We start from the raw sequence: 23,477 nt of genomic DNA, 5'->3' as shown, positions 1-23,477 counted from the left end.
ATTTCACCTCGTTTGTCCCATACTATTTTGATTCTGTTGAGTTACTTCAATAAAAGAATCCGGCATTATTGACGTATCACCAGGTTTTATCCCATAATTTCCTTCTTTCCCTTGCATAACCATAATTAGTGACGTTTGGCCGATTACAGAATCTATATTATCAATGGTTGATAAACGCTGCTTTTTATAGGCCTCCATATAAGTGTATTTTACATCGCTCTGCTCTACGCCTACAATAGGTATATTTAAATTTTTTACTTGTTTTATGATTGGTATGTCAATAATATTAACATTATTATTTTTATTATTGCTTCCACCTGCTAATACAACAAAATCTGTACCACCTATAGTACCACTAAAATCTATATAGCCTTTATCCTTAAGAAAATTAATTAAATCACTATCCTGTCCTGTTATTATAGCGTTTGAAAGTTTCTGTGATAAAAATTCAATTATGTGGTTTTCATCAACCTTACCATATTTTGATAAAAAATCTATCAAATCTTTTTTATCAGAATCGCTTAAGTTATTTAAACTATCCTTAAATATTGTTATAGAATTTATTGTCGCCCCCGCTTTTATTAGAGCATTTCTCATACCAGGATATATAAAATCATTATTTGTTTCCATAATTGCGACTTTAACTCCTGTCAATCTATTTTTAACTAACTCCGGAAAAATTATTTTATTGTATTGATTCATATAATCAAGCTGTTTATTTAAGCTCTGAACATTATCCTTTAAATTCGAGTTTTCCGTTTGTATATCTTTAAATTTTTGCTCTAATTGATTTATTATAGTATCCTGCTGCTCTGAGAAAGCTTTTTGACCATCTAACATAAACCCTATAAATATGCCTATACCAAGGGCCATAAAAATTGCTGCAATTGTTAAAACATAATATCTTATATTAACATTCATACTGATCCTCCTAAAATCCAATTAAAAGCCTTATTCTTAATTGCAACAATTTTAATAATTGCTGCATAGGTGGTGAAAAATAAGCTAATACACCAAGTGGTATCATCGCTGCAAATATTATACTTAAGACATATGAAATTTTAAAGCTCTCTCTATATAACTTATTTACACCTTTTGCATCGATTAATTTTGAGCCGATTTTAAGTCTAACGAGAAAAGTACTTGACATTCCCTTACGTCCTTTTTCAAGAAAGTCGATCATGCTAGAGTGTGTACCAACAGCCACTATTAAATCTGCTCCTTTCTCAAATGCAAGAAGCATTGCGATATCTTCACTAGTTCCAGGTGCTTTAAATATATGCGCATCAAGTCCGAGAACTTTAACTCTATCTAGACCTGGTGCTCTTCCATCAGGATAAGCATGGACAACAATTTCTCGTGCTTGTTTTAGTGCTTTATCGCTAACACTGTCCATGTCACCGACAATAATATCAGGATTCAAACCAACCTCAATTAATGCATCAGCACCGCCATCTACACCTATAAGTATTGGTTTTACATCACTAATATATTGTTTTATTGTGTATAAATCCTCTTTATAGTCTTTCCCTCTAACTACAACAAGTGCATGCCTATCTTTGAATTTTGTTTTTACATCAGGTATTTCAACATTACCGAGTATGAAAGATTTCTCACGTTTTGCATACTCAAGTGTATTTTCTATGAATTTATCAAGTTCGGTTTCAAGATTTTCTTTGCTTTCCTCCATCTTATAATTTATAACATCATGTGTTAATAATTTTCCCTTTGCTATCAACTTTCCATCTTTATATATTTCATTATCTATTATAGTTATTCTGTCGTTTTCCCTCAATAAATCAAATATACCTTCCCCAACTTCATCAATAATAGGTATACCTGCCTTGTCTATTATAGCCGGACCTAAATTCGGATATTTTCCACTTATTGATTTACTAGCATTAATAACAGCTAAGATTTTTTTTTCGATGAGGGATTCAGCCCCTATTTCATCTATATCCACATGGTCTATAACGGCTATTTCACCAGGGTTTATACGCTTTGCAAGATTTTTAGTTTTTTTATCAATTTTAATTATACCTGTAATTTGCATGGTTTAGCCTCCATACATATATTCTTTGTTTATTATAGCACAATTTTTAATAAGGTAAAACAAAATACGGTGAAATCAATCACCGTATTTTGTTAACTTGCTTTTAAGCTGAGCCTTAATTTATCTGCTATGAGTGCTATAAATTCCGAATTGGTAGGTTTGCCTTTTTCATCATTTATTGTGTATCCAAATAAATCATTAAGTACATCGACTTTCCCTCGATTCCAAGCGACTTCAATCGCATGCCTTATAGCTCTCTCAACTCTGCTTGGTGTCGTTTCGTATTTTTCTGCAATTTTAGGGTAAAGCAATTTAGTAACAGAATTCAAGTACTCAATATTGTCTATAACAAGTGTAATTGCATCTCTTAAGTATAAATAACCTTTTATGTGGGCCGGAATGCCAACGTCATGAATCACCTGTGTTATTAGTGTCTCTAAGTCAGCAGATTTTTTATTTCCAACGACAGGCATAACAGCCTTAGAAACTACATCTGATTGAAATTCCATAATTTCTGTTATTCTTTTTGAAAGCATTTCTAAGTCGAATGGTTTTAATATGTAATAATCTGCACCAAGATTTATTGCTCTTTGTGTTATTTTTTCTTGACCAACAGCTGACAAAATTATTATCTTGGGTCTTTTGATTTTAAGCTCATTTAATTTTTCCAAAACCCCGATACCATCCAAATATGGCATTATAATATCCAAGATTAACAAATCAGGTTCATTATTTTCTATTAAATCAAGTGCCTGATTGCCGTCGTTCGCTGTTCCTACAATTTCGATATTTTCCTTTGATGACAAATAATCTACCATTATACTAAGAAATTCTTTATTGTCATCACATATTCCGACTTTTATTTTTCTTAACAACTATTTGCCCCTCCTCTTTGCCTTAATCTTATATAATAAAAACAAATCTATTTAATATTATTCTACATAAATTCTGAATTTCCTTCTTTTAACAATAAAAAAATTACAAAAGATTGAAAAAAATGATAGGGAACAATACATTCCCTAATTATTAAAAACTTCTTTATTAGATATTAACTTTTTCATTTCATTAACCATCCATTCTGCATATACTGCATAGCCTTTAGATGGATCATTTACAAAAACATGTGTTACAGCACCAACAAGTCTGCCGCCTTGTATGATTGGACTACCGCTCATACCTTGCACAATACCACCTGTTTTATTAAGCAAATTTTTATCTGTAACTTTTATTATCATTCCTTTTTGATTAGCTGTTTTTTGTTCTACTTTCTTTAATATTTGAATATCAAAAGCTTGTATTCCTCTGTCGTCAATAGTTGTCAAAATCTTAGCCGATCCTTCTTTTACCTGTGACTGGTATCCGATTGGTATCGGTCTACTATATAATTCATTTGATTTATTATTATAAATACTTCCATATATCCCATACTCAGTATTTTTTTCAATATTTCCAATTGTATCAATCTCTTCCAGAAAAATTCCCCTTAGTTCACCCGGACTACTTCTTTTCCCTTTATTAATTGATGTAATTCTAGATTTCATAATTTCACCATTGTCTACTGATAAGATATCACCAGTATCAATATCTGTAATAGCATGGCCTAATGCTGCGTATAAATTTTTATCAGGCGAGTAAAATGTTAATGTACCAATTCCTGCCGTATGATCTCTAACCCATAAGCCTAATCTATATTGTCCATCTTCTTTGGATTTCGCCGGACGTATTGTTGTATATATTATGCTCCCTTTTCTATTTATTTTTAGATTAACAGGGTTACCGCTTAGATTATTAGTAATATTCGTAATGTCATCTGCAGATTTAATAATTTGTCTATTTACTTCGAGAATGATATCACCAATTTGGATTTTCCCTTCCCTATAAGGGCTATAAATCTTATTATTTTCACCAATAATATCTGAATAACCTACAACAAGTGCGCCTTTTGTATTTAATCTCACGCCAATTGACTGTCCACCTGGAATAACATTGATTGCAGGCAATACATCGACGGATACATTTTTTATAGGCAATACGCCGAATAACTTAAAATTAATATTTACTTTACCTTGTTCAACAGTTTCAACTGTAAAAGGCTTTCTTAAATTTAAGATATTTTTATTAGAATTATTATTTATCTTTACAATGCCATCTTTATCTGTATAAAAACCCACTTTTAAAGGCAAATTAAAATTAATATTTATTTTTTCTCCTTTAAAAAATTTAAAATTAGCAGGAGTTTGTGAAATTCCCTTAATTGGTGGCAAATAATTAAAATATATAATTAAAGCTGATAAAAAAATAAAAAACAAATATTTAATTTTATGCCAATTCAACTTTATCACTTCCTTTAATTTTTATATTACTAAGATTAAATTAACCTTTTAGGTACATTAATATACTGTCAATAAAAAGTTACATTTCTAATACATATTATTTAGAAAAAAATTTTTGACAATAAAAAAAAACGGATTAACTTTTAAGTAATCCGTTTTTAATTATGTTTCAATTTATTTTTAAATTTTTGTGCCATGTCGATCAATTCTTTTGAATGATTATATGTAATTTCTGTAACCATCGTTCCACTTATTATTCTTGATAATTCATTAATTTTTCCATTGTAGTCAAGTTTTTCAATTCTAATATATGTCTTATCATTATCAGTTTCTTTTGATATTTTATAATGTATATCCGCCATTGAGGTTATTTGCGGGAGATGTGTTACACATATGACTTGACGATTTTTTGATATATAAGCAATTTTTTCTGCAACTGCCTGTGCAGCTCTTCCACTTATTCCTGTATCAACTTCATCAAAAATCAATGTCGGTATTCCATCAGAAACAGCAAGTATTGTTTTTAAAGCTAACATTATTCTCGAAAGCTCTCCACCTGAAGCAATTTTAGAAAGTGGCTTTAACGGTTCACCAATATTAGTGGATATTAAAAATTCAACCTCGTCTATTCCATTTTCATTTGGAGCATCTAATTTATTTATATCCACTTTAAAAATTGTGTTTGGCATATTTAGTTCATTTAGTACAGTGCTTATTTTCTTCTCAAGGTATTCAGCAATTGATTTTCTCATTTCATGTATTTTATCAGATAATTTGATTATTTCTTCCATTATTTTTTTTCTTTCATCATTGATTTTTTTAATTTCTTTATCAGCATTTAATAGCTTTTGTAATTCTTGTTCCCTTTCATTCTTATATTTTAAGATATACTCAATAGATTGGCCATACTTTCTTTTTAAAGTATTTATAACATCAAGCCTATTTTCTATTTCATTTATACTATCAGGATTAAAATCAATATTTTCAATATAGTTTCTAGCTTGTATTGAACAATCTTCTAAGGTGTATAATATATTTTCAACTGTATCTTTAAGTTTAGATAATTTTTTATCTATTTTACTTGACGCATCTAAATTCTTTATTATAATATTAAGATTATCAATAATAGAACCACTGTTATCTGAACCTTTATATAGCAAATTATATGTTTCGTTCATGTAATTATATAATTTTTCAGAATTCATTAATATGTTGCGATTCTCTAATAACTCCTTCTCTTCATTAACATTAAGTTTGGCATTTTCTATTTCATTTATTTGATATTTTAAAAGGTCAATTCTCGACATTTTTTCATTATCGTCCAAATTAAAATCCTTCAACTTTTTAGTTAATGAATTATATTTCTCAAGAAGATTATTAATTTTTTCTTTTACCGAAAAAAATTCACGATCTTGAAAATTATCTAAAATGGCCATATGTTTGCTGCTGTCAAGCAAAAATTGATGTTCATGCTGTCCTAAAATATCAACAAGATATGAACCAAGTTTATTTAAAAATGACAATGAAACAATTCTTCCATTTATCCTACAATAATTCCTACCATTTGCTGTTATATCTCTACTTATTATTAAAGTATCATCATCTTCATAATCTATGCCAGCTTCGGTTAATATACCATAAATTATATCCTTATTTGAATTTATCAAAAATATTCCTTCAACTGTTGCTTTATCAGTGCCATTTCTGATAATGTCTTTATTTGCCCTTCCACCTAGCAATAGCATCATTGAATCAATAACAATAGATTTACCAGCACCTGTTTCACCAGTAAGGATATTTAACCCTTCATCAAAATTTATCTCTGCTTCATCAATTAGTGCAATATTTTTTATGCTCAGTGCAAGGATCATTGTAAACCCCCCAAATTTACTTGATCAATTTATTTATCCTGTCAATTATCTCCTTTATAGCCTGTTCTGTTCTGACAAGCATGAAAATTGTATTATCACCTGCCAGTGTCCCAACAACTTCATTCCAATTTAATGTATCTAATGCCTCTGCCGCTGCAGGAGCAGTTCCTGACAATGTCTTTATGACTATAGTGTTTCCAGCATAATCTATGCTTACAATACCTGATAATAGTGCAACAAGTTTATCTTTTACTTTATTATCAGTATTTTTTATTGTCGCATATTTATATTTTTTGCCATCATCGCTTAATACCTTTATTAGTCTTAATTCTTTAATATCGCGGGATACTGTTGCTTGTGTAACTCTTATTCCTTCTTTTAGAAGAGCATCTGCTAATTCTTCCTGTGTTTCAATTTCGTTCTTATTGATAATTTCAAGTATTTTTGCATGTCGAGCCAATTTCATCATTCTACACTCCTCATCATATGTTAATGTTTCTTTCAGATAGCTTGTTTCTCAGTAAATCAAAAAAGTTTGTATTTTTAAGCCTAATTAAATTGGTATATTTATTACTTTTATTTATATAAATTGTATCACTACTGCTTAATTTATAACCTTGTTGCCCATCCGTCGTTATCATAACATCCTGATTGCCTTCATCAATTATAAGTTTTACCCTATCTTTTTCTGAAACAATAATAGATCGAGAATGTAGGGTATGTGGACAAATAGGTGTTATGACGAGTAATTCAACATTTGGATAAACAATAGGTCCACCTGCTGATAATGAATATGCAGTAGAACCTGTAGGACTTGAAATAATTATTCCATCTGCCAAATATGTATCAAGATACTGCTCATTGACAAAAGCTTTTAATTGAACCATCCTTGAAAAAGCTCCTCTTGTAACGACAATATCATTAAGTGCGATAAAATTTACAATCTCCATATCATTTTTTACCACGCTGGCTTCAATCATCATTCTCTTATCTATTGTATACTCACCAATATATATTTTTTCTATGGCATCAAAAATATCACCATTATCGACTTCTGCCAAAAATCCCAAATGACCAAGATTGACACCTAGTATAGGTGTAGAATATGGTGCACACTGCCTGGCAACGTTTAATATTGTACCATCTCCACCCAACACTATAATAAAGTCGCATTCCCTATATATTTCTGAAGAACTCTTGCCATATTCTGTATAACCAATCTTAGATGCTATTATCTCATTTAAATACGGAATGCTTTCATGATCTAATATCCATTTAACTAACTTCTTTGTTGTTTCCAAATCTTTATCCTTATGTATATTCGGAATAACCCCTATTTTCTTCATTTAATCACCACATTTTATATACATTTATTCTTAATTCTACATAAGATTTAAATATCCTTCTTTTTTATACAAAATTTTTATTAATTATTCAAGTTCACTGTGTGATTTTTCTACTATATTAACAATATCTATTTCATTATTTTCATATTCATTATTTTTTGCATATATTAAATACTCAATATTACCTTCCGGCCCCTTTATAGGAGAATAAGTAAGCCCTTTAATAGAAAAAGATAAGTTCTTTAATATATTCACAACTTTCTCTATAACTTCTATATGGACATTTTTATCCTTAACGACACCCTTTTTACCAACTTTTTCTCTACCTGCTTCAAATTGTGGTTTTATTAAGGATATTAACTCTCCATCTCCTTTTATAAATTTTTTAATTGCTGGAATAACAATAGATAGTGAAATGAAAGACACATCTATAGTAACAATATCGACAATATCGGGTATATCATTAAGATATCTTACATTTATTCTCTCCATATTAATAACTCTCTTATCATTTCTTAAGCTCCAATCAAGCTGTCCATATCCTACATCAATAGAATAAACTTTTTTGGCACCATTTTTTAAAAGGCAATCAGTAAAACCACCCGTCGATGCGCCAACATCCATTGCTATTTTACCATTCACATCTATATTAAAATATTTTAAAGCCTTTTCTAACTTCAAACCGCCTCTACTTACATATGGATTTGTTTTGCCTTTAATTTCTATATTTGATTTGATGTCTAACATATCTCCGGCTTTATCGACTCTTCTTCCATTTGCATATACTTCACCCGCCATTATAGACGCCTTTGCCTTTTCTCTTGATGTAAATAATCCCCTTTTAACTAATAAAACGTCTATTCTTTCTTTGTCTTTCATGATTTAGCATCACCACATACTTCTATTACATATTTAACCAAGGAATTGCTATCAAGTTTGTACTTTTTAAATAAGGAATCTACATCACCGTGTTCAATGAATTTATCTGGAAAGCCTATTCTTACTACCTTTTTATATATTCCATTTTCATTTAGCAATTCTAAAATGCCGCTACCTATGCCACCTGAAATAACATTATCTTCGATTGTAAATATATAGTCTACTTTTCTTGAAATATCAAGTATCAAATTAATGTCTAGTGGTTTTGCAAATCTCAAATTAATAACATAAGGAAAAATTGAATACTTTTCAAGCTCATACTTTGCTTTCATTGCTGTATTAACCATCCTGCCAAGTGCAAAAATAACTACATTATTGCCCTCACTTAAAACTTCAGCATTACCAATATCAAAGTTACAACTTCTATTTCTATCGTATTCGTCGACTTTTCCTTTCGGGTATCTTATTGCACATGGTCCTTTAATCTTGGTAGATAATTTAATCATTTCTACAAGCTCATTTGCATCCTTAGGTGCCATAATTATCATGTTTGGTATCATTCTTAAATAAGATATATCAAATATTCCTTGATGTGTTTCACCATCTTCACCAACAATGCCTGCTCTATCAATACCTAAAACTACTGGTAGATTTTGTATACATATATCATGTATTACTTGGTCAAAAGCCCTTTGTAAGAATGTTGAATATACTGCAAAATATGGTTTATATCCGTTAACTGCCATCCCGGCTGCAAATGTTACTGCATGCTGTTCGGCTATTCCTACATCATAAAATCGCTCAGGTATCTTTTCCGCAAAATGATTTAATCCTGTACCATCAGGCATTGCTGCTGTTATGGCAACAATTTTAGGGTCTTTCAAGGCTAGGTCTGTAAGAGTTTTCCCAAACACATCCGAATAAGTATCACGTCCGTTTTTTTTAAATTCGCCTGTCGCAATATTAAACGGTGACGCCGAATGAAATTTATCAGGATTATTTTCAGCGTATTTATACCCTTTTCCTTTTTTTGTTATGATGTGGATAAATATCGGACCGGTAATTTTCTTTGCTCTCGTAAATACATCGATTAATGAATCTATATCATGTCCGTCAATTGGGCCAAGATATTTAAATCCCATTTCTTCAAATATCATTCCAGGAACAATTAACTGCTTAATAGAATCTTTGATTTTTTCTATAGATTTGTAGATACTTTTCCCAATTGGCGGTATTATATTTAAAACATTTTCTAAATCCTTTTTTAGTCTAAAATATCCAGGGTCTGTCCTTAATTTACTTAAGTATAATGAAAGGCTTCCTACATTTTTTGATATTGACATTTCATTATGATTAAGTATAACAATTAAATTTGTTTTTGATCTTCCTGCATCATTTAAAGCTTCAAATGCCATTCCACCTGTAAGTGCACCATCACCAATGACGGATATAACTGAATATTTTTCATTATTTAAATCTCTCGCCTTTGCAATGCCCAATGCAGCTGATATTGATGTACTACTATGACCAGTTTCAAATATATCATGAACACTTTCTTTTCTCTTGGGAAATCCGGATAGTCCATTAAATTTTCTGAGTTTATCAAACAAATCGCGACGCCCTGTTAAAATCTTATGTACGTAACTTTGATGGCCCACATCCCAAATGATCTTGTCAATAGGTGAATTAAAAACATAATGTAAAGCGATGGTAAGTTCAACGACACCGAGATTTGACGCAAGATGTCCTCCTGTTTTTGAAATATGATTTATTAAAAATGAACGAATCTCCTCTGATAACAATTCAAGTTCATTAGTATTTAATTTTTTTATGTCGTAAGGTGAATTAATTTTTTCGAGCATGTAGCCCACTCACTTTCTATTTTTATTCCTTCTGTCTGGAAATATGTTTATACCGATATTTTTTTCTATCCAAGCAAGAAATATGCCAACCCAATACACTATTGACTGGCTTTTATAAATTCCAAAACTTTTCCCAATTGCTTTGCCACCAATCGTTATTGCTGATAATATTCCACCAAAAATTGTTGTATATATAGTACTTTTAGTACCTGTTATTGATAATTTTAAAATTATACTTGTAAGAGCAGCACCAGATACTATTCCACATATATCACCAACAATATCGTTACAAAAATTAGTCACAATATTGGCATTTCTAATAAGTCTTATTGATTGTTTCGCACCTAGAACTTTATTAGCTGCCATCGAATGAAAAGGTTCTTCGTTTCCAGTCGCTACAGCTATACCAATTATATCAAATAATATACCAGTAAATACTATTAATAATAACACAAAAAAAGCAATTATAATATTGCTTTTTTTTAATAATATATCTGATGAAAAATTTAAAACAACAGCTAATATGAAGCTAAAAATAGAAGCATTAACAAGCCATTTATAATTAATATTTAAACTCCTTGATTTCATCAAAAAGGGTCCTCCTATGTAGAGAAGTGGCAGCATATTGAGTAAATTTTGTGGCTTAGGTCCAGCAGGGTTTCCCATTCAGGCACCGAATGTCGCCATTCGGCGGTTTCCCTTTAAACCTGAATTTACCTTGTCGCCAATAGTATGACTGGATTACCACTTAGTCCACACTGTAATCCTCAATATGCCTCTATCGAACAGCCTAGGAGCTTTCCTCGACAGTCTGCTAATTCCTATCCTCTTTTGCAATCAAGGTTTCATCAGCAATAGCTTTAACTTAAGAGCTCATTAAGTTAAAGTTTAGTCTGATAACCACCTAAATCACTCAAGGCAGGCTACACTACCCACAGCTTTATTACCGCAAGGTAGGTTCACCCTATGCCGTAGCATAATGCCACGGGAATAGGTCTCCACGAAAAGGGGGTCAACGCCTACATGCCATTGTAGATCGCCCCTCTTTTCTTAACTCCCAGCACAAGCCCTCGATTGGGCATCGAAAGCCTGCACCAGGAACTTCATCGATATGCCTTTAACGGATTTTTAGGCCCGTCTTCAGAATTACCAGTCCTGACTAGGATACTGCACCACTTCGTATTGATATTGATTATAACATTTTTAAATAATACTATCAAATACGCTATTTATTAACTTATGTTTTTAATTGATTATATAAATCATAAAAAAATAAGCTATATAATATAATTAAATGTATGCTTAATTAAGCTTTAGTTTTCTCGTTCTGCCAAATAATTTGTGAGGCTTTTTAAAAATTCTCCTCTACTTCCGAATTCGTTTAATATCTCATTAGCACTTTCAGTCAATTCGCTGACAAGAGCAGTTGAACGCTCTATGCCAAATATACTAACAAATGTTGATTTTCCATTTTCCACATCGCTTTTTATATTTTTTCCAAGCTTTTTTTCATCACCTAAAACATCTAGAAGGTCGTCTTTGATTTGAAAAGCGAGACCCAAATAATCAGCATATTTTCTTAATTTTTCTACTGTTTTATCGTCAGCGCCACCAACAATAGCGCCTGAACAAACAGCTGCTTTTATTAAGGCGCCTGTTTTATAATCATGCATAAATTTAAGTTCGTCTTTACTTATTGTTTTGTTTTCTGAAAGAAGATCAATAACTTGACCACCTACCATTCCGTGACAACCAGCAGCTTTAGCTATCTCATTTGTTGCTTTTAAAATTTTAGTATATAAGTTCGAGTTTAAAGCGTATTGTATTAAAACTTCAAATCCATAATTTAAAAGGGCATCACCTGCAAGTATTGCAATTGCTTCACCATATACCTTATGGTTTGTAGGTTTTCCACGCCTTAAATCATCATTATCCATAGCTGGTAAGTCATCATGAATAAGTGAATATGTATGAATAAATTCAATCGCACATGCTATAGGCAAAGCATCTTCTCTATTACCACCCATAAGTTCACATGCTGATAGACATAAAATGGGGCGAATTCTTTTCCCACCGGCAAATACGCTATACCTCATGGCATCATATAGTACTTCAGGCTTTTCATCTGTATCAAGATATTTCTTTAATCCTTCATTAACATATTCTATTTTTTCCTTTAGTACATCTTCAAACATCTTTGTCCTCCTCAATTTTAAAGGGAACCTTATCATCACCATTGACAAGCATTGTTATTTTTCCTTCAATATTATTTAATAATTCGTTTAATTTTTGAGACAGCTGTAGTCCTTCTTTAAAAAGTTTAAAAGATTCTTCCAATGGTAAATTCCCTTTTTCGAGCTTTTTTACTATATCTTCAAGTTTGTCCATATTTTTCTCAAAGTCCATATCATCATTCATTTTTTTCCACCTCATTAACCGTACATCTTGCCTTGCCATCATTAAACAAAATATATACAATATCATCAACCATTAGATTTTTTGCTAATGTGATTGGTTTTAAATTATTTCTATCCATTGTAACAGTATAACCACGTTTTAAAACATTTAATGGGCTTAAGGTATTTAATTTGTCTACCAAGCTAATATATTTAAACTTTTTATTATTTATTATACTAATAATACTATTTTCCATTATCCTATTCAAGCTCTTTAATTTTATTTTTAACTGTTCGTTCTCTCTTATTGGATTTTTACTAAGAATAGTATTCTTCAAGCCATTTAAATGTTGCCTTTCATTATTAATTATTGCCATGATAGAATGGTACAAACTCTTTTTATAATTATTTATCATATCATTATAAACAGATATATCAGTTACGGCTAATTCAGCAGCTGCAGATGGTGTAGGTGCTCTTAAATCTGCAACGAAATCAGCAATCGTAAAATCTGTTTCATGACCAACAGCAGATATAACAGGTATTTTTGATTTGTAAATTGCTCTTGCTACTTTTTCTTCGCTAAATGGATAAAGGTCCTCAAATGACCCTCCGCCTCTTCCAAGTATAATAAGGTCGATATCTCTTCTTTTATTTAAGGTGTTAATAGCTTCCTCGATTTCTAGTGCCGCCATATTGCCTTGAACTAAGATTGGAACGACAAGAATATCAATAGAGGGTTTTCTTCTTCTTAAAATCTTAATTATATCATGTATTGCAGCACCTGTCGGTGATGTTATAACTCCGATCTTTTTTGGATTTTTAGGAATGGGTATCTTTTTATCACTGTCAAATAATCCTTCGTTTTTTAATCTTTGTTTAAGTTTTTCAAAAGATACATAAAGTGCACCAGAACCCTCAACTTCAATTTTCGTAACATAAAATTCAAAAGTGCCGCTTTTTTCATATACAGATATTCTACCTGTTGCAATAACAGACATTCCATTTTCAAGTTTTAAATCAATTTTTTCTAAATACTCATTAAACATTATACATTTTAATGAAGCATATTCATCAACAAGTGTAAAATACAATGCTTGCGAATGGAACTTTAAATTTGATATTTCACCCTTTATCATTATATTTTTTAATATTATATCCCCGCTCAAAAGTTTTTTTATATATTCATTAACTTCTCTCACGGTAAGTGTTTTTAATAGCATTTTTGTATGCCTCCAGCGTATTTAATAGTACCATTGACGTTGTAACCGGACCCACACCACCTGGAACGGGTGTTATATAATGGCAGTGCCTTTCAACACTATCAAAATCACAATCACCGAAAATTTTGCCGTCGTATTCAGTAATTCCAGCATCAACTAAAATAACTCCATCTTTTATCATATCACCATTAACAAGATTTCTTTTGCCTACTGCTAATATAAGGACATCTGCCTGTCTTGTATATTTTTCTAAATCTATTGTTTTTGAATGACATTGAGTAACTGTCATGTTAAGATCCAGCATTAACTTTGCTACTGGTTTGCCTAAAATATCGCTTCTACCAACAACAACAGCATGTTTCCCTGTGAAATCTATATTTAAATTTTTTAATATGTACAAAATTGCATTTGGTGTGCAAGGTATATAAAGTGGATTACCTGCAAATAACCTCCCCATATTATACGTCGATATACAATCAACATCTTTATATGGGTCTATAATGTCATACGTTCTTTGCTTATTAAAAGAAAGTGGTAGTGGCATCTCAACCATTATACCATGTACATTGGTATCATTGTTTAATTCCTCTAATTTTGCTATATATTTTTTCTCTTCATCTTCATCAAAATAAAAAACATTTGCATCAATTCCAACACTTTTACATGCCTTTACTTTTGTGTTTGCATATATCTTTGAAGCTTCATCATTGCCTGCCATAACTATTGCAAGGTGCGGCTTATAATTATTTTGCATTATTTCAGATTTTATCTTATCTCTAATTTCCTTTGCTATACTTTTACCATCAATAACCATAAATGTTCACCATCACTTACTAATTTCCTTTACAAAGCTGCCTAAAATACCATTGATAAAAGAAGGAGATTTTTCCGTACTATATTTTTTAGCCATTTCAACCGCTTCATTTATAGAAACGCTATGGGGAATATCGCATCTATATAAGATTTCATAAAAACTACACCTAAGTATAGCTAAATCTATTTTTGCAATCCTTCCTATCTCCCAATTTTTTAAATATTTTTTTATGTTATTGTCAATGTCATCTAGATTTTCAATAATACCATAAAAAGTTTTTACTATATAATCTTTTTCATCTCCAGGATTATTTTCCTCATAAAATTTATTCAGTATATTTTCAGGATCTAATTTTGATACATCGAACTGGTATATCATTTTTACTACCCATTCTCTCGCTTGAGTTCTGTTCATTTGAATCGCTCCTAAATACTAAAATTAACCCTCCGCAAATTCAGAGGGTTTACAATACTATTTATTCTCTTTTGGTGTTACTTTTGCTTTTTGCTCCTTCTCCATATTTACTCCTTGCACATGAATGTTCACTTCAACTGCTTTAAGCCCTGTCATTGTCTCAATCGCTTTTTTCACACTTTCTTGAACATTCCAGGCAACTTCAGAAATTCTTACACCATAATCAACAATAATATATAAATCAACAGCTGCTTCTTTTTCTCCAACCTGGACTTTAACACCTTTTGAGAGATTCTTTCGGCCAAGCATTTCTGTAATTCCATTGACAACACCGCCGCTCATTCCCGCAACACCAGGAACCTCAGTAGCAGCTAAACCCGCTATTACAGCAACAACATCATCAGAAATTTTAATTGTGCCAAACTCTAATTCCTGACTTATATTTTCTTCCATTGTAACACTTCCTTTCATAAATATTATAGCAAATAAACATTTATTTTACAATTATAACTAATTCATTCTATTCATGATTTTTATATTATCAAGGGAGAATCCAGTCTGTTGTAATACTACATCTTGTATTTTTGCCACTTCCTGTTCAGACAATTTATCTGCCTGAACAATTACATTTGCAGTATTGTTGTCTATTAAAACAACTGCATCTTGAAATCCTTTTGCTTTTATCAAATTTTCAAGTATTAATTCTTTTTGATTTGTCTCTGTCAATTTTATAATCTGCTTTTGGGCTTCATCTCTTGTTGTCTGGCTCGTATTTTTATTATTGACAATTTCTTGCAATGCTTCAAGACTGCGACTTCTATTTACATCCCTATCTTGCCTATAGGAAGAAAATAAACCCGAAGCTACTGCAGTAGCTGCTTTCGACGCATCTTTGGATGATGTTGTATTGAGTGTCTGATTTTTATCAGTAAGTTGTGTATTTAAGTCCTCCGTCTTTCCAGATGCATTTTTATTAATTCCATTTTGATAGCTGTAATTTATTACGAAAGCTATCGCAATAAGCAAAACAAGAGAAACTATTGCTATTGATTTTTTCTTTAAATACATCATAGTAAAACCTCCTAAAATTATTATTTTGATGAAACAACTTTTACTTTATATGCCGGTATACCTAAGGCCGTCTGAACAGATGTCATTAATTCATATGCTACATTGGGATCTTTTGCACCATCAGCAACAATAACTACGCCTCTAACTTCCGGCATTACCTTTTTTAAAACTATTGGCTGGTTTTGACCGCCTGTATTTTGGGATGTAACAATTTTATTATTTGACTCTGTTTGTACAGTCGTCCTCATACCACCATTATTGTCTTTTTCATTTGTTGTTGTCTGAGATTGTACTATATCCATTGCCGCAACTACCTCATCATTGGAATCCAATGTCACCAAAACATCTACATTGCCTACTCCGTGAATCTTGGATAGAATGTTTTTCAGTTCTATCTCAAGTCCATTAGCATAATCCTCTTCGGTCATTTGCTTTACGACCATCTGCTTATCCGAGTTTTTATTTGTAGGTTTGGGCTTAATAAAAATACTGGCCCCAATCAAAAGGATTAATCCAATTATTAATATTACTGCTAAATCTTGTATAGTTTTACTATCGGTTTTTAATAATTTTTCCTTTAGTTTATTGAAATCCACATTTTATCCCCCTTTCATTTAATTATTTTTCTTCTATAGTTATATTCTTTAACGGTACATTATAGAATGTACTTATATCATTTTTAATATCATCAATATTATTTTTTTTATCATTTGATTGATTTATATTTATTACAACCTTGTCGACATTTCCCTTAGTATTTGGTTTTTCATTAGTTACATTAGATATTTTTATATCAAGACTTTCTATTTTACCAAAATATTTATCATTGATATCATTATCTATTTTAGCATCAACTTGAACATTGGCAGCATCAACTTTTGTCAGTATTCTTTCTTTGATTTGTTCATTCAATCTTCTTTTGTACTCATCAACTATGAGTTTATTTCTCTCTACTTCAGCTTGCTTTGATACGGAATTAATATCAATATCGTTATAGCCATATTCATTTTTTAAAACGGCACTGTTTATATCAATTCCACCCTTTAAGAAAGTTAATATAGGGTTAATTATAGTCATCATAATAATTAAACCTATGACGACTTTAACATATTTTTTTATACTTGAAGATGGAACCATAAATTCAAATATTACCGCTAAAATTGATATATATGCTATTTGTAATATCCAATTTTTTATCATCTCCATGTTTTTTACATTCCCTTCATTTTACGTTTATCTCATCATAACACTTACACTGGCCGCATTTATTACCGCTGTTATCGATAAAAACATCATAATTGTAACTGAAACTAATGCCGCAAAAATATATGCTATAGATGTTGCAATATCTGATATAAAATCAACTATCCTCTTATCCGCTATTGGTTCGATAACCGCCGCAGAAAGCTTATATATAATCATAAGTGTTAATATCTTAATAATAGGCATAATTGATATTAAAATTATTGCAATTAAACCGAATGTACTTATAGCACCCTTAATTAAGAAAGAAGCCCCCATTATTGCATCTATACTGTCAGATAAAATACTACCCACAATAGGTAAAAAAGTGCCTACTGCATATTTCGTAGTTCTTGATATGACACCATCTGCAATTGAGGATGTTATACCTTGAATAGTAATAATACCGATAAATATGCTTAAAAGGATTGATATTGATGCTGTACATACCGTTTTAGTAAAATCACTTAGCTTATTTAAGCTAAACTTATCAGAAATACGACTTACTATTTTAATAACAGTCATAAAAAGAATAGCTGGAAATATAAAATCTCTAATTACCTGTGCTGTAAATTCCACAGCCATTATAATAGCTGGTTGAAAAAATGAAGCTGAAACATAAGCTCCTACTGATACTAACATTGTTATTAAAACCGGCAGTATTGCCTGCATAAAATCAACCATACTATTTATCGCATCTCTGCCAATATTAAGTACTCCCATAAAGCTTTTTATTGCAACTATGATTAAAACTGCGTAAACTGCTAAATGTGCAATCTGACTTATACCCTCTCTTTCAAAGGAACTTTCTAAATTAGTCAAAACAGCGCTTAATATTGCCAATAATATAAGCTGCATCAATAAACCTGATGATGTCATTAACTCCTTAAATAAGATTTTCAATATGTTATTAAATATATCTTTAGCATTAAATGTCTCTTTACCTTTTAACACATTCATTATGTACGTCTTGACATCAGTGAGAGGCATTATATTACCATATTTATCATTAATTCCCTTTATTAAAGAGTCAACTTCGCTAGTATCAACACCTTGTATCTGTGTATAAATATCTGACTTATCATCAGCATATACAGGCTTTATAGGTATCATGATTATAACGATTATGGCCAATAATACTAATATACTTTTTCTCATGTTTTTCACCTCACGGCATTATGGAGACTATTGCATCAACAAGAGCTATTATTATCGGTAATGATAGAAATACAATTATAATCTTTCCTGCTAACTCTATTTTTGAGGCTATATTCTTTTCATTCGCATCTATAGAAAGCTGTGATCCAAATTCTGCAATATATGCAATACCAATAATTTTAAAAACTGTGACGACATAAACATTGTTGATACCGCTTTTATCCGCAAGCGTATTTAAGACTGAAATAATATTGCTTATCTTGGGAATTACAATGAAGAATATGATTATTCCAGCTATTAGACTTATTATTATGGCAATATCAGGATTTGTCTCCCTTAGTATCGTTAAAATAAGCACGCAAATTATACCTATAACTACTATTTGTATAATCTCCATAAAAACAGTTCCTTTCAGTAAGTTTTATCCTTCATTTAAATCGCTAATACAATTGAAATATAGTTTTAACTGCAGTAAATAAGTTATTTATCATTGTTATCACCATCATTAATACTACGACAACACCTGCTAATGTCACCATCATTGCCTGCTCTTCCCTACCAGATCTAATTAAGATTTGATTAAGTACTGTTACAAGAATTCCAATTGCGGCTATCTTAAAAATTATATCAATGCTCAAATTTATTTCCCCCTTATATAAATATGATGATTATCGCGATTCCCACTAAAAGCCCAAGGTTTTTATACATTTTTTCATTTTTTTTGCTCGATTCTTCTGCATCAATAAGTTGTTTTTTAAGCAATTCTACCGTTAATTTATAATTATTTTCCTGATTGTAAATGTCTGAATTTCCAAGTCCGTTACCAAAAGATTTTAATATCTCAATATCTTCCTCATTTAAATTTATATCTTTCATCTTTTTAATCGCTATTTCCCATGCTTCGCCAGCCGTATATCCTTTGTTAGAGTTTAATATTTCAGAAGTTGATATAAATAATTGTTTAACACTCAAATTAGAAATTTTTGATACTTTCATAAAGGCTTCTGATAAAGTAATCTTGCCGTATGTAATCTCTGTCATTAAAATGTTTAAACTTGAAATTAATGATCTTAATGTGCGCCATCTTAAAGAATATTTTAATGAGAGAATGTATCCAATTAATGTCGATGAAGCTAAAACCATTGTCATACCAATTATTTTTATCATATTAATCTACATCCTTTCTATAAGGACCTTTGAAAATAGTTTTGAGATCTCTATCAAGGATAGATTCAATAGTTCCAGCGCCTTTTCTTTTGCTTAAAATAATATATCTTTCAAATTCCTTTCCACTTATAAGTTCATTAAGATATTCTTTTCTTATAATGTCACTTATGTCATTTCCGTGCACAGTTGTAATGATATTAACACCTGCATTTACTGCTTCATGTATTGCTGTAATATCTTCGATTTTGCCTATTTCATCTGTGATTATAACACGTGGTGACATTGATCTTATCATCATCAATATTCCTAAATGCTTTGGACATGAATCAAGTATATCAGTACGGTATCCAACATCATTTTGTGGATCACCTTTGTAACATGCTGCAATTTCAGACCTTTCGTCTATTATCGAGATATTATCGCCTTTAAAGTCAAGTGTCTTCATTCCATTGCTTATATTTCTCGCTATATCCCTTAATAAAGTAGTTTTCCCACATTGAGGGGGAGAAATTATCAATGTGTTATATATAGTATCTGATTGTTTTAAAATATAACGCATGATTTCATCAGAGACACCGATACATTCTCTCATTATTCTGTAATTAAATCCAGATACATTTATAATAGTCTTTATCATTCCATTCTCGAGAACACACTTTCCACATATTCCAACTCTATATCCACCTTTTAATGTTATATATCCATTTTTAATCTCATCTTCAAAAGCATAGATAGAAGACTTAGAGATTAACTGCAATGCTTTTTCACAATCATCATTCGTAACTCTGTAAGCAAAATCAGCTAAATCTACTATTCTACCTTCACTTGATATAAATCGTTCTTGGTTATCTATATGAATCATTAAGGGTTTATTAATTCTCAGTCTTATCTCCTCCATTTTTGCCTTTATATTTTTGGGTATCTTTATAATTATATTTCTTACATTAAATGGCAAAGAGTTAAGTAGTTCATTATAATTTTTACTTTCGTTTATCATAACATGTCCTCCTCTCTACAAAAATTATATTTACTAATGTAAATATTTATGAATAAAAAAAATACCCACTATAAAATAGTGAGTATTTTTAACTAATCATTAATTAATGTTATTCCTTATCGTCATTATCATCTTCACAAACAATAACATCATTTATATTAACTGTTTCATTACAATGAGGACATACAAGCTCTGTGTCACCGTCGTCAAGAAGGTCCTCTTCAACGCTCATTAACATATGGCAATGAGGACATTCTACCTCAACATATTCATCGTCATCATATTCATCGTCATAAACTTCATCTTCAACGTCCGACAAATCTTCATCAATTGCACCTACATAATCATCGAGCTCTGATTGAGATTCTTCTATGTCATTTATTGCATCTGCAAAATCTTCAAGTGCATCGATAATAGCAAGCAAAACTTTGCCTTCCTTTGTAGTTTCATCAATCTCAAGACCATCTACGAGGCCTCTTAGATATGAAACTCTTTCATTTAAATACTCCATTCACAATACCTCCTTTTTTATTATTATTTTTAAAAGGGTAATAAACTATACTCTTTCCAAGTATTCTGAAGTCCTTGTATCAATTTTTATAATGTCACCTTGATTTACAAACAATGGCACTTGAATTATTGCACCTGTTTCAACTTTTGCCGGCTTTGAGCCACCTGTTGCTGTATCACCTTTAAAACCAGGCTCAGTTTCAACTACTTCAAGTTCAACAAATGTTGGTGGCTCAACTGAAAAAGCTTCACCCTTATAAAACTTTATTGTTGCCGTCATGTTTTCTTTTAAGAACTTCATTGCGTCTTCAACTTTTTCGTAGTTTAAAGGAATCTGCTCGAATGTTTCAGTATCCATAAAATAATATAAATTGCCGTCATTATATAGATACTGCATATCCTTTCTTTCTATAACTGCTTCTTCAACTTTTTCAGTAGGGTTAAAAGTTCTTTCAACAACTGCTCCTGTAATTACATTTTTTAACCTTGTTCTTACAAAAGCTGCACCTTTCCCCGGTTTTACGTGTTGAAAGTCTACTACTGTAAATACCTGACCATCAATGTCGATTGTCATTCCTTTTCTGAATTCTCCTGCTGATACCAATTAATATCCCTCCATCATTAGTTATACTTCTATTAATACTTTGGGCGAATTTGTTAAATCAATAACGCCATCCTCTTTTAATAATACCATATCTTCTATTCTAACGCCACCAAAATCGGGAATATATATTCCAGGTTCGATTGTCACAATCATGCCTGCTTTTAATACATTATTTCCTCTTGGGCTCAATACGGGTCTTTCATGTATTTCAAGACCAACACCATGTCCTAATGAATGTCCAAAATAATTTCCATACCCTTTTTCATCAATTACCCTTCTTGCTAGATTATCTCCTTCATTTTCTATCATTCCTGCTTTTAGATTGTTGATTGCATTCATCTGCGCTTCTAAAACTGTATTGTAAATTTCTTTTTGTCTGTCATTTGCCTTTCCTACAACAACTGTCCTTGTCATGTCTGAACAATAACCATTTACTTTGCATCCATAATCAAATGTCACAAAATCTCCATTTTCTATAATCTTATCAGAAGCTTTTCCATGTGGCATTGATGATCTCTTTCCTGATGCAACTATAAAATCAAATGATTTATCTTCAGCACCAAGCTTTTTCATGTGGTATTCCATTTCTAAAGCGATATCTCTTTCTTTCATTCCAACTTTTATAAACTTAAGGAAATATTCAAATGTATTTTCTGTTATATATTGCGCTTTTTTTATATTTTCTATTTCGGTTTCATCTTTTATTTCTCTTAATCCCTCTATAAAGCTTTTTTCCGGTATAAGCTCTACATTTAATTTGTCCTTTAATTCGCTATATTGTCCATATGTAAGATAATCTTCCTCAAAACCTAGTTTTTTAATATGTAGCATATCTACATACTCTTTAATTGCGTCCATAATCCCGGTTTTATGTTCTATAATATTAAAATCCTTCACTTCATGTAATGCCTGTTCAGTATATCTTGAATCTGTTATAAAATAAGAATCTTTTTTGCTTATTATGGCTACACTATCATCGCCAGTAAAGCCTGTCACATATGTAACATTAACAGGTTTAAAGATAATAAAACCATCTAAGCCCTTTTCATTCAATAAATTTTTAGAAGCATTTAATCTACTATACAAATTATCACTCCTCCAACGAGTCTTCTAATAATTTTACAGCGTTTAAAGCAAGTACATAACTATATGGTCCAAAACCGGAAATTTGCCCTAAGCATCTTGTCGCTGTCACAGATGTATGCCTGAAATCTTCACGCTTTTGAATATTTGATAGATGAACTTCTATAACAGGTATATCTATGGCACCAATTGCATCCATTATAGCATAGCTATAATGTGAATATGCACCTGGATTTATTATAATCGCATCAAAATTATTCTTTGCAGAGTGGATAAAATCTATAATCTCTCCTTCGCTGTTTGATTGCTGAATTTTTACGGCTAAATCAAGTTTCGATGCTTCCCTCTTTATTATATTATTAATCTCTTCAAAACTTACATTACCATAAATATTTGTCTCTCTGCTTCCGGTCAAATTCAAATTTGGACCGTGTATAATAAGTACTCTTTTCAT

At 31.0% G+C, this 23,477-nt stretch carries 28 protein-coding genes; all 28 read right to left on the bottom strand.

Going from position 1 to position 23,477, the window contains the following annotated elements; genetic code table 11:
• Positions 1 to 3: 3 nt before the first annotated feature.
• Entirely contained in the window at positions 4 to 921 is a 918-nt protein-coding gene (locus CPG45_RS15475) for a copper transporter (RefSeq protein WP_096232991.1), read from the bottom strand.
• Positions 922 to 931: 10 nt separating this feature from the next.
• Positions 932 to 2,053 carry a putative cytokinetic ring protein SteA gene (steA, locus tag CPG45_RS15470; protein WP_096232989.1) on the bottom strand — a complete coding sequence of 374 codons (1,122 nt, stop codon included), beginning with the start codon at positions 2,051 to 2,053 and terminating at the stop codon, positions 932 to 934.
• A gap of 92 nt (positions 2,054 to 2,145) precedes the next feature.
• Positions 2,146 to 2,928, bottom strand: a complete 783-nt coding sequence (gene spo0A / locus CPG45_RS15465) for a sporulation transcription factor Spo0A (RefSeq protein ID WP_096232987.1) — start codon at positions 2,926 to 2,928, stop codon at positions 2,146 to 2,148.
• A 144-nt stretch (positions 2,929 to 3,072) separates the two neighbouring features.
• Complete coding sequence (gene spoIVB / locus CPG45_RS15460; protein ID WP_096232985.1) at positions 3,073 to 4,386, bottom strand: SpoIVB peptidase; 1,314 nt, start codon at positions 4,384 to 4,386, stop codon at positions 3,073 to 3,075.
• A 158-nt stretch (positions 4,387 to 4,544) separates the two neighbouring features.
• On the bottom strand, positions 4,545 to 6,257 hold the full coding sequence (gene recN / locus CPG45_RS15455; protein ID WP_096232983.1) for a DNA repair protein RecN: 1,713 nt from the start codon (positions 6,255 to 6,257) through the stop codon (positions 4,545 to 4,547).
• 16 nt (positions 6,258 to 6,273) lie between these two features.
• A complete protein-coding gene (locus CPG45_RS15450) occupies positions 6,274 to 6,726 on the bottom strand; it encodes an arginine repressor (protein WP_096232981.1) in 453 nt (150 codons plus the stop codon).
• 13 nt (positions 6,727 to 6,739) lie between these two features.
• Positions 6,740 to 7,603 carry an NAD(+)/NADH kinase gene (locus CPG45_RS15445; RefSeq protein WP_096232979.1) on the bottom strand — a complete coding sequence of 288 codons (864 nt, stop codon included), beginning with the start codon at positions 7,601 to 7,603 and terminating at the stop codon, positions 6,740 to 6,742.
• An 84-nt stretch (positions 7,604 to 7,687) separates the two neighbouring features.
• A complete protein-coding gene (locus CPG45_RS15440) occupies positions 7,688 to 8,482 on the bottom strand; it encodes a TlyA family RNA methyltransferase (protein ID WP_096232977.1) in 795 nt (264 codons plus the stop codon).
• A complete protein-coding gene (dxs, locus tag CPG45_RS15435; protein WP_096233663.1) occupies positions 8,479 to 10,344 on the bottom strand; it encodes a 1-deoxy-D-xylulose-5-phosphate synthase in 1,866 nt (621 codons plus the stop codon). The genes CPG45_RS15440 and dxs overlap by 4 nt, the downstream gene beginning before the upstream one ends.
• Before the next feature lie 9 nt (positions 10,345 to 10,353).
• A complete protein-coding gene (locus CPG45_RS15430) occupies positions 10,354 to 10,932 on the bottom strand; it encodes a hypothetical protein (protein ID WP_096232975.1) in 579 nt (192 codons plus the stop codon).
• 725 nt (positions 10,933 to 11,657) lie between these two features.
• Positions 11,658 to 12,539, bottom strand: coding sequence for a polyprenyl synthetase family protein (locus CPG45_RS15425; protein WP_096232973.1), 882 nt, complete (start codon positions 12,537 to 12,539; stop codon positions 11,658 to 11,660).
• Complete coding sequence (xseB, locus tag CPG45_RS15420; protein WP_096232971.1) at positions 12,532 to 12,762, bottom strand: exodeoxyribonuclease VII small subunit; 231 nt, start codon at positions 12,760 to 12,762, stop codon at positions 12,532 to 12,534. Before xseB ends, CPG45_RS15425 begins: the two co-directional genes overlap by 8 nt.
• Entirely contained in the window at positions 12,755 to 13,963 is a 1,209-nt protein-coding gene (gene xseA, locus CPG45_RS15415; protein ID WP_096232969.1) for an exodeoxyribonuclease VII large subunit, read from the bottom strand. The genes xseB and xseA overlap by 8 nt, the downstream gene beginning before the upstream one ends.
• Complete coding sequence (locus CPG45_RS15410; protein ID WP_096232967.1) at positions 13,929 to 14,777, bottom strand: bifunctional 5,10-methylenetetrahydrofolate dehydrogenase/5,10-methenyltetrahydrofolate cyclohydrolase; 849 nt, start codon at positions 14,775 to 14,777, stop codon at positions 13,929 to 13,931. Before CPG45_RS15410 ends, xseA begins: the two co-directional genes overlap by 35 nt.
• 12 nt (positions 14,778 to 14,789) lie before the next feature.
• Entirely contained in the window at positions 14,790 to 15,191 is a 402-nt protein-coding gene (gene nusB, locus CPG45_RS15405) for a transcription antitermination factor NusB (RefSeq protein ID WP_096232965.1), read from the bottom strand.
• A 57-nt stretch (positions 15,192 to 15,248) separates the two neighbouring features.
• Positions 15,249 to 15,644 (bottom strand): Asp23/Gls24 family envelope stress response protein, encoded by a 396-nt coding sequence (locus CPG45_RS15400; RefSeq protein ID WP_096232963.1) that lies wholly within the window; start codon positions 15,642 to 15,644, stop codon positions 15,249 to 15,251.
• A gap of 57 nt (positions 15,645 to 15,701) precedes the next feature.
• Positions 15,702 to 16,262 (bottom strand): SpoIIIAH-like family protein, encoded by a 561-nt coding sequence (locus CPG45_RS15395; protein ID WP_172856597.1) that lies wholly within the window; start codon positions 16,260 to 16,262, stop codon positions 15,702 to 15,704.
• 20 nt (positions 16,263 to 16,282) lie between these two features.
• Positions 16,283 to 16,858, bottom strand: a complete 576-nt coding sequence (spoIIIAG, locus tag CPG45_RS15390; RefSeq protein ID WP_096232961.1) for a stage III sporulation protein AG — start codon at positions 16,856 to 16,858, stop codon at positions 16,283 to 16,285.
• Between the two features lie 22 nt (positions 16,859 to 16,880).
• Positions 16,881 to 17,468 (bottom strand): stage III sporulation protein AF, encoded by a 588-nt coding sequence (gene spoIIIAF / locus CPG45_RS15385; RefSeq protein ID WP_096232959.1) that lies wholly within the window; start codon positions 17,466 to 17,468, stop codon positions 16,881 to 16,883.
• 27 nt (positions 17,469 to 17,495) lie between these two features.
• Positions 17,496 to 18,650: a stage III sporulation protein AE gene (gene spoIIIAE, locus CPG45_RS15380; protein WP_502695828.1), complete on the bottom strand. Its 1,155-nt coding sequence runs from the start codon at positions 18,648 to 18,650 to the stop codon at positions 17,496 to 17,498.
• Between the two features lie 22 nt (positions 18,651 to 18,672).
• Complete coding sequence (spoIIIAD, locus tag CPG45_RS15375; protein ID WP_096232955.1) at positions 18,673 to 19,059, bottom strand: stage III sporulation protein AD; 387 nt, start codon at positions 19,057 to 19,059, stop codon at positions 18,673 to 18,675.
• 43 nt (positions 19,060 to 19,102) lie between these two features.
• Positions 19,103 to 19,300, bottom strand: a complete 198-nt coding sequence (gene spoIIIAC / locus CPG45_RS15370) for a stage III sporulation protein AC (RefSeq protein WP_013787952.1) — start codon at positions 19,298 to 19,300, stop codon at positions 19,103 to 19,105.
• 13 nt (positions 19,301 to 19,313) lie between these two features.
• On the bottom strand, positions 19,314 to 19,829 hold the full coding sequence (gene spoIIIAB / locus CPG45_RS15365; RefSeq protein ID WP_096232953.1) for a stage III sporulation protein SpoIIIAB: 516 nt from the start codon (positions 19,827 to 19,829) through the stop codon (positions 19,314 to 19,316).
• A gap of 1 nt (position 19,830) precedes the next feature.
• Entirely contained in the window at positions 19,831 to 20,823 is a 993-nt protein-coding gene (spoIIIAA, locus tag CPG45_RS15360) for a stage III sporulation protein AA (protein WP_197702863.1), read from the bottom strand.
• A gap of 112 nt (positions 20,824 to 20,935) precedes the next feature.
• The gene (locus CPG45_RS15355) at positions 20,936 to 21,337 is read right to left on the bottom strand and encodes a CD1247 N-terminal domain-containing protein (RefSeq protein WP_096232949.1); all 402 of its coding nucleotides are present in this window, start codon (positions 21,335 to 21,337) and stop codon (positions 20,936 to 20,938) included.
• Between the two features lie 45 nt (positions 21,338 to 21,382).
• On the bottom strand, positions 21,383 to 21,940 hold the full coding sequence (efp, locus tag CPG45_RS15350) for an elongation factor P (protein WP_096232947.1): 558 nt from the start codon (positions 21,938 to 21,940) through the stop codon (positions 21,383 to 21,385).
• Between the two features lie 21 nt (positions 21,941 to 21,961).
• Complete coding sequence (locus CPG45_RS15345; protein ID WP_096232945.1) at positions 21,962 to 23,026, bottom strand: aminopeptidase P family protein; 1,065 nt, start codon at positions 23,024 to 23,026, stop codon at positions 21,962 to 21,964.
• Positions 23,027 to 23,030: 4 nt separating this feature from the next.
• Positions 23,031 to 23,477, bottom strand: coding sequence for a type II 3-dehydroquinate dehydratase (gene aroQ / locus CPG45_RS15340; RefSeq protein ID WP_096232944.1), 447 nt, complete (start codon positions 23,475 to 23,477; stop codon positions 23,031 to 23,033).

This window comes from Thermoanaerobacterium sp. RBIITD, assembly GCF_900205865.1.
Taxonomy (GTDB): Bacteria; Bacillota; Thermoanaerobacteria; order Thermoanaerobacterales; family Thermoanaerobacteraceae; genus Thermoanaerobacterium.
The sequence above is the reverse complement of the archived record's forward strand: the minus strand, read 5'-3'. Positions and strand labels throughout refer to the sequence as shown.

Bases quoted from the DNA above. Each gene is read 5' to 3' on its own strand.
- CPG45_RS15475 (WP_096232991.1), bottom strand. From the start codon at position 921: ATGAATGTTAATATAAGATATTATGTTTTAACAATTGCAGCAATTTTT.
- steA (WP_096232989.1), bottom strand. From the start codon at position 2,053: ATGCAAATTACAGGTATAATTAAAATTGATAAAAAAACTAAAAATCTT.
- recN (WP_096232983.1), bottom strand. From the start codon at position 6,257: ATGATCCTTGCACTGAGCATAAAAAATATTGCACTAATTGATGAAGCA.
- CPG45_RS15450 (WP_096232981.1), bottom strand. From the start codon at position 6,726: ATGATGAAATTGGCTCGACATGCAAAAATACTTGAAATTATCAATAAG.
- CPG45_RS15445 (WP_096232979.1), bottom strand. From the start codon at position 7,603: ATGAAGAAAATAGGGGTTATTCCGAATATACATAAGGATAAAGATTTG.
- CPG45_RS15440 (WP_096232977.1), bottom strand. From the start codon at position 8,482: ATGAAAGACAAAGAAAGAATAGACGTTTTATTAGTTAAAAGGGGATTA.
- dxs (WP_096233663.1), bottom strand. From the start codon at position 10,344: ATGCTCGAAAAAATTAATTCACCTTACGACATAAAAAAATTAAATACT.
- CPG45_RS15430 (WP_096232975.1), bottom strand. From the start codon at position 10,932: ATGAAATCAAGGAGTTTAAATATTAATTATAAATGGCTTGTTAATGCT.
- CPG45_RS15425 (WP_096232973.1), bottom strand. From the start codon at position 12,539: ATGTTTGAAGATGTACTAAAGGAAAAAATAGAATATGTTAATGAAGGA.
- xseB (WP_096232971.1), bottom strand. From the start codon at position 12,762: ATGAATGATGATATGGACTTTGAGAAAAATATGGACAAACTTGAAGAT.
- xseA (WP_096232969.1), bottom strand. From the start codon at position 13,963: ATGCTATTAAAAACACTTACCGTGAGAGAAGTTAATGAATATATAAAA.
- CPG45_RS15410 (WP_096232967.1), bottom strand. From the start codon at position 14,777: ATGGTTATTGATGGTAAAAGTATAGCAAAGGAAATTAGAGATAAGATA.
- nusB (WP_096232965.1), bottom strand. From the start codon at position 15,191: ATGAACAGAACTCAAGCGAGAGAATGGGTAGTAAAAATGATATACCAG.
- CPG45_RS15400 (WP_096232963.1), bottom strand. From the start codon at position 15,644: ATGGAAGAAAATATAAGTCAGGAATTAGAGTTTGGCACAATTAAAATT.
- CPG45_RS15395 (WP_172856597.1), bottom strand. From the start codon at position 16,262: ATGATGTATTTAAAGAAAAAATCAATAGCAATAGTTTCTCTTGTTTTG.
- spoIIIAF (WP_096232959.1), bottom strand. From the start codon at position 17,468: ATGGAGATGATAAAAAATTGGATATTACAAATAGCATATATATCAATT.
- spoIIIAD (WP_096232955.1), bottom strand. From the start codon at position 19,059: ATGGAGATTATACAAATAGTAGTTATAGGTATAATTTGCGTGCTTATT.
- spoIIIAB (WP_096232953.1), bottom strand. From the start codon at position 19,829: ATGATAAAAATAATTGGTATGACAATGGTTTTAGCTTCATCGACATTA.
- CPG45_RS15355 (WP_096232949.1), bottom strand. From the start codon at position 21,337: ATGGAGTATTTAAATGAAAGAGTTTCATATCTAAGAGGCCTCGTAGAT.
- aroQ (WP_096232944.1), bottom strand. From the start codon at position 23,477: ATGAAAAGAGTACTTATTATACACGGTCCAAATTTGAATTTGACCGGA.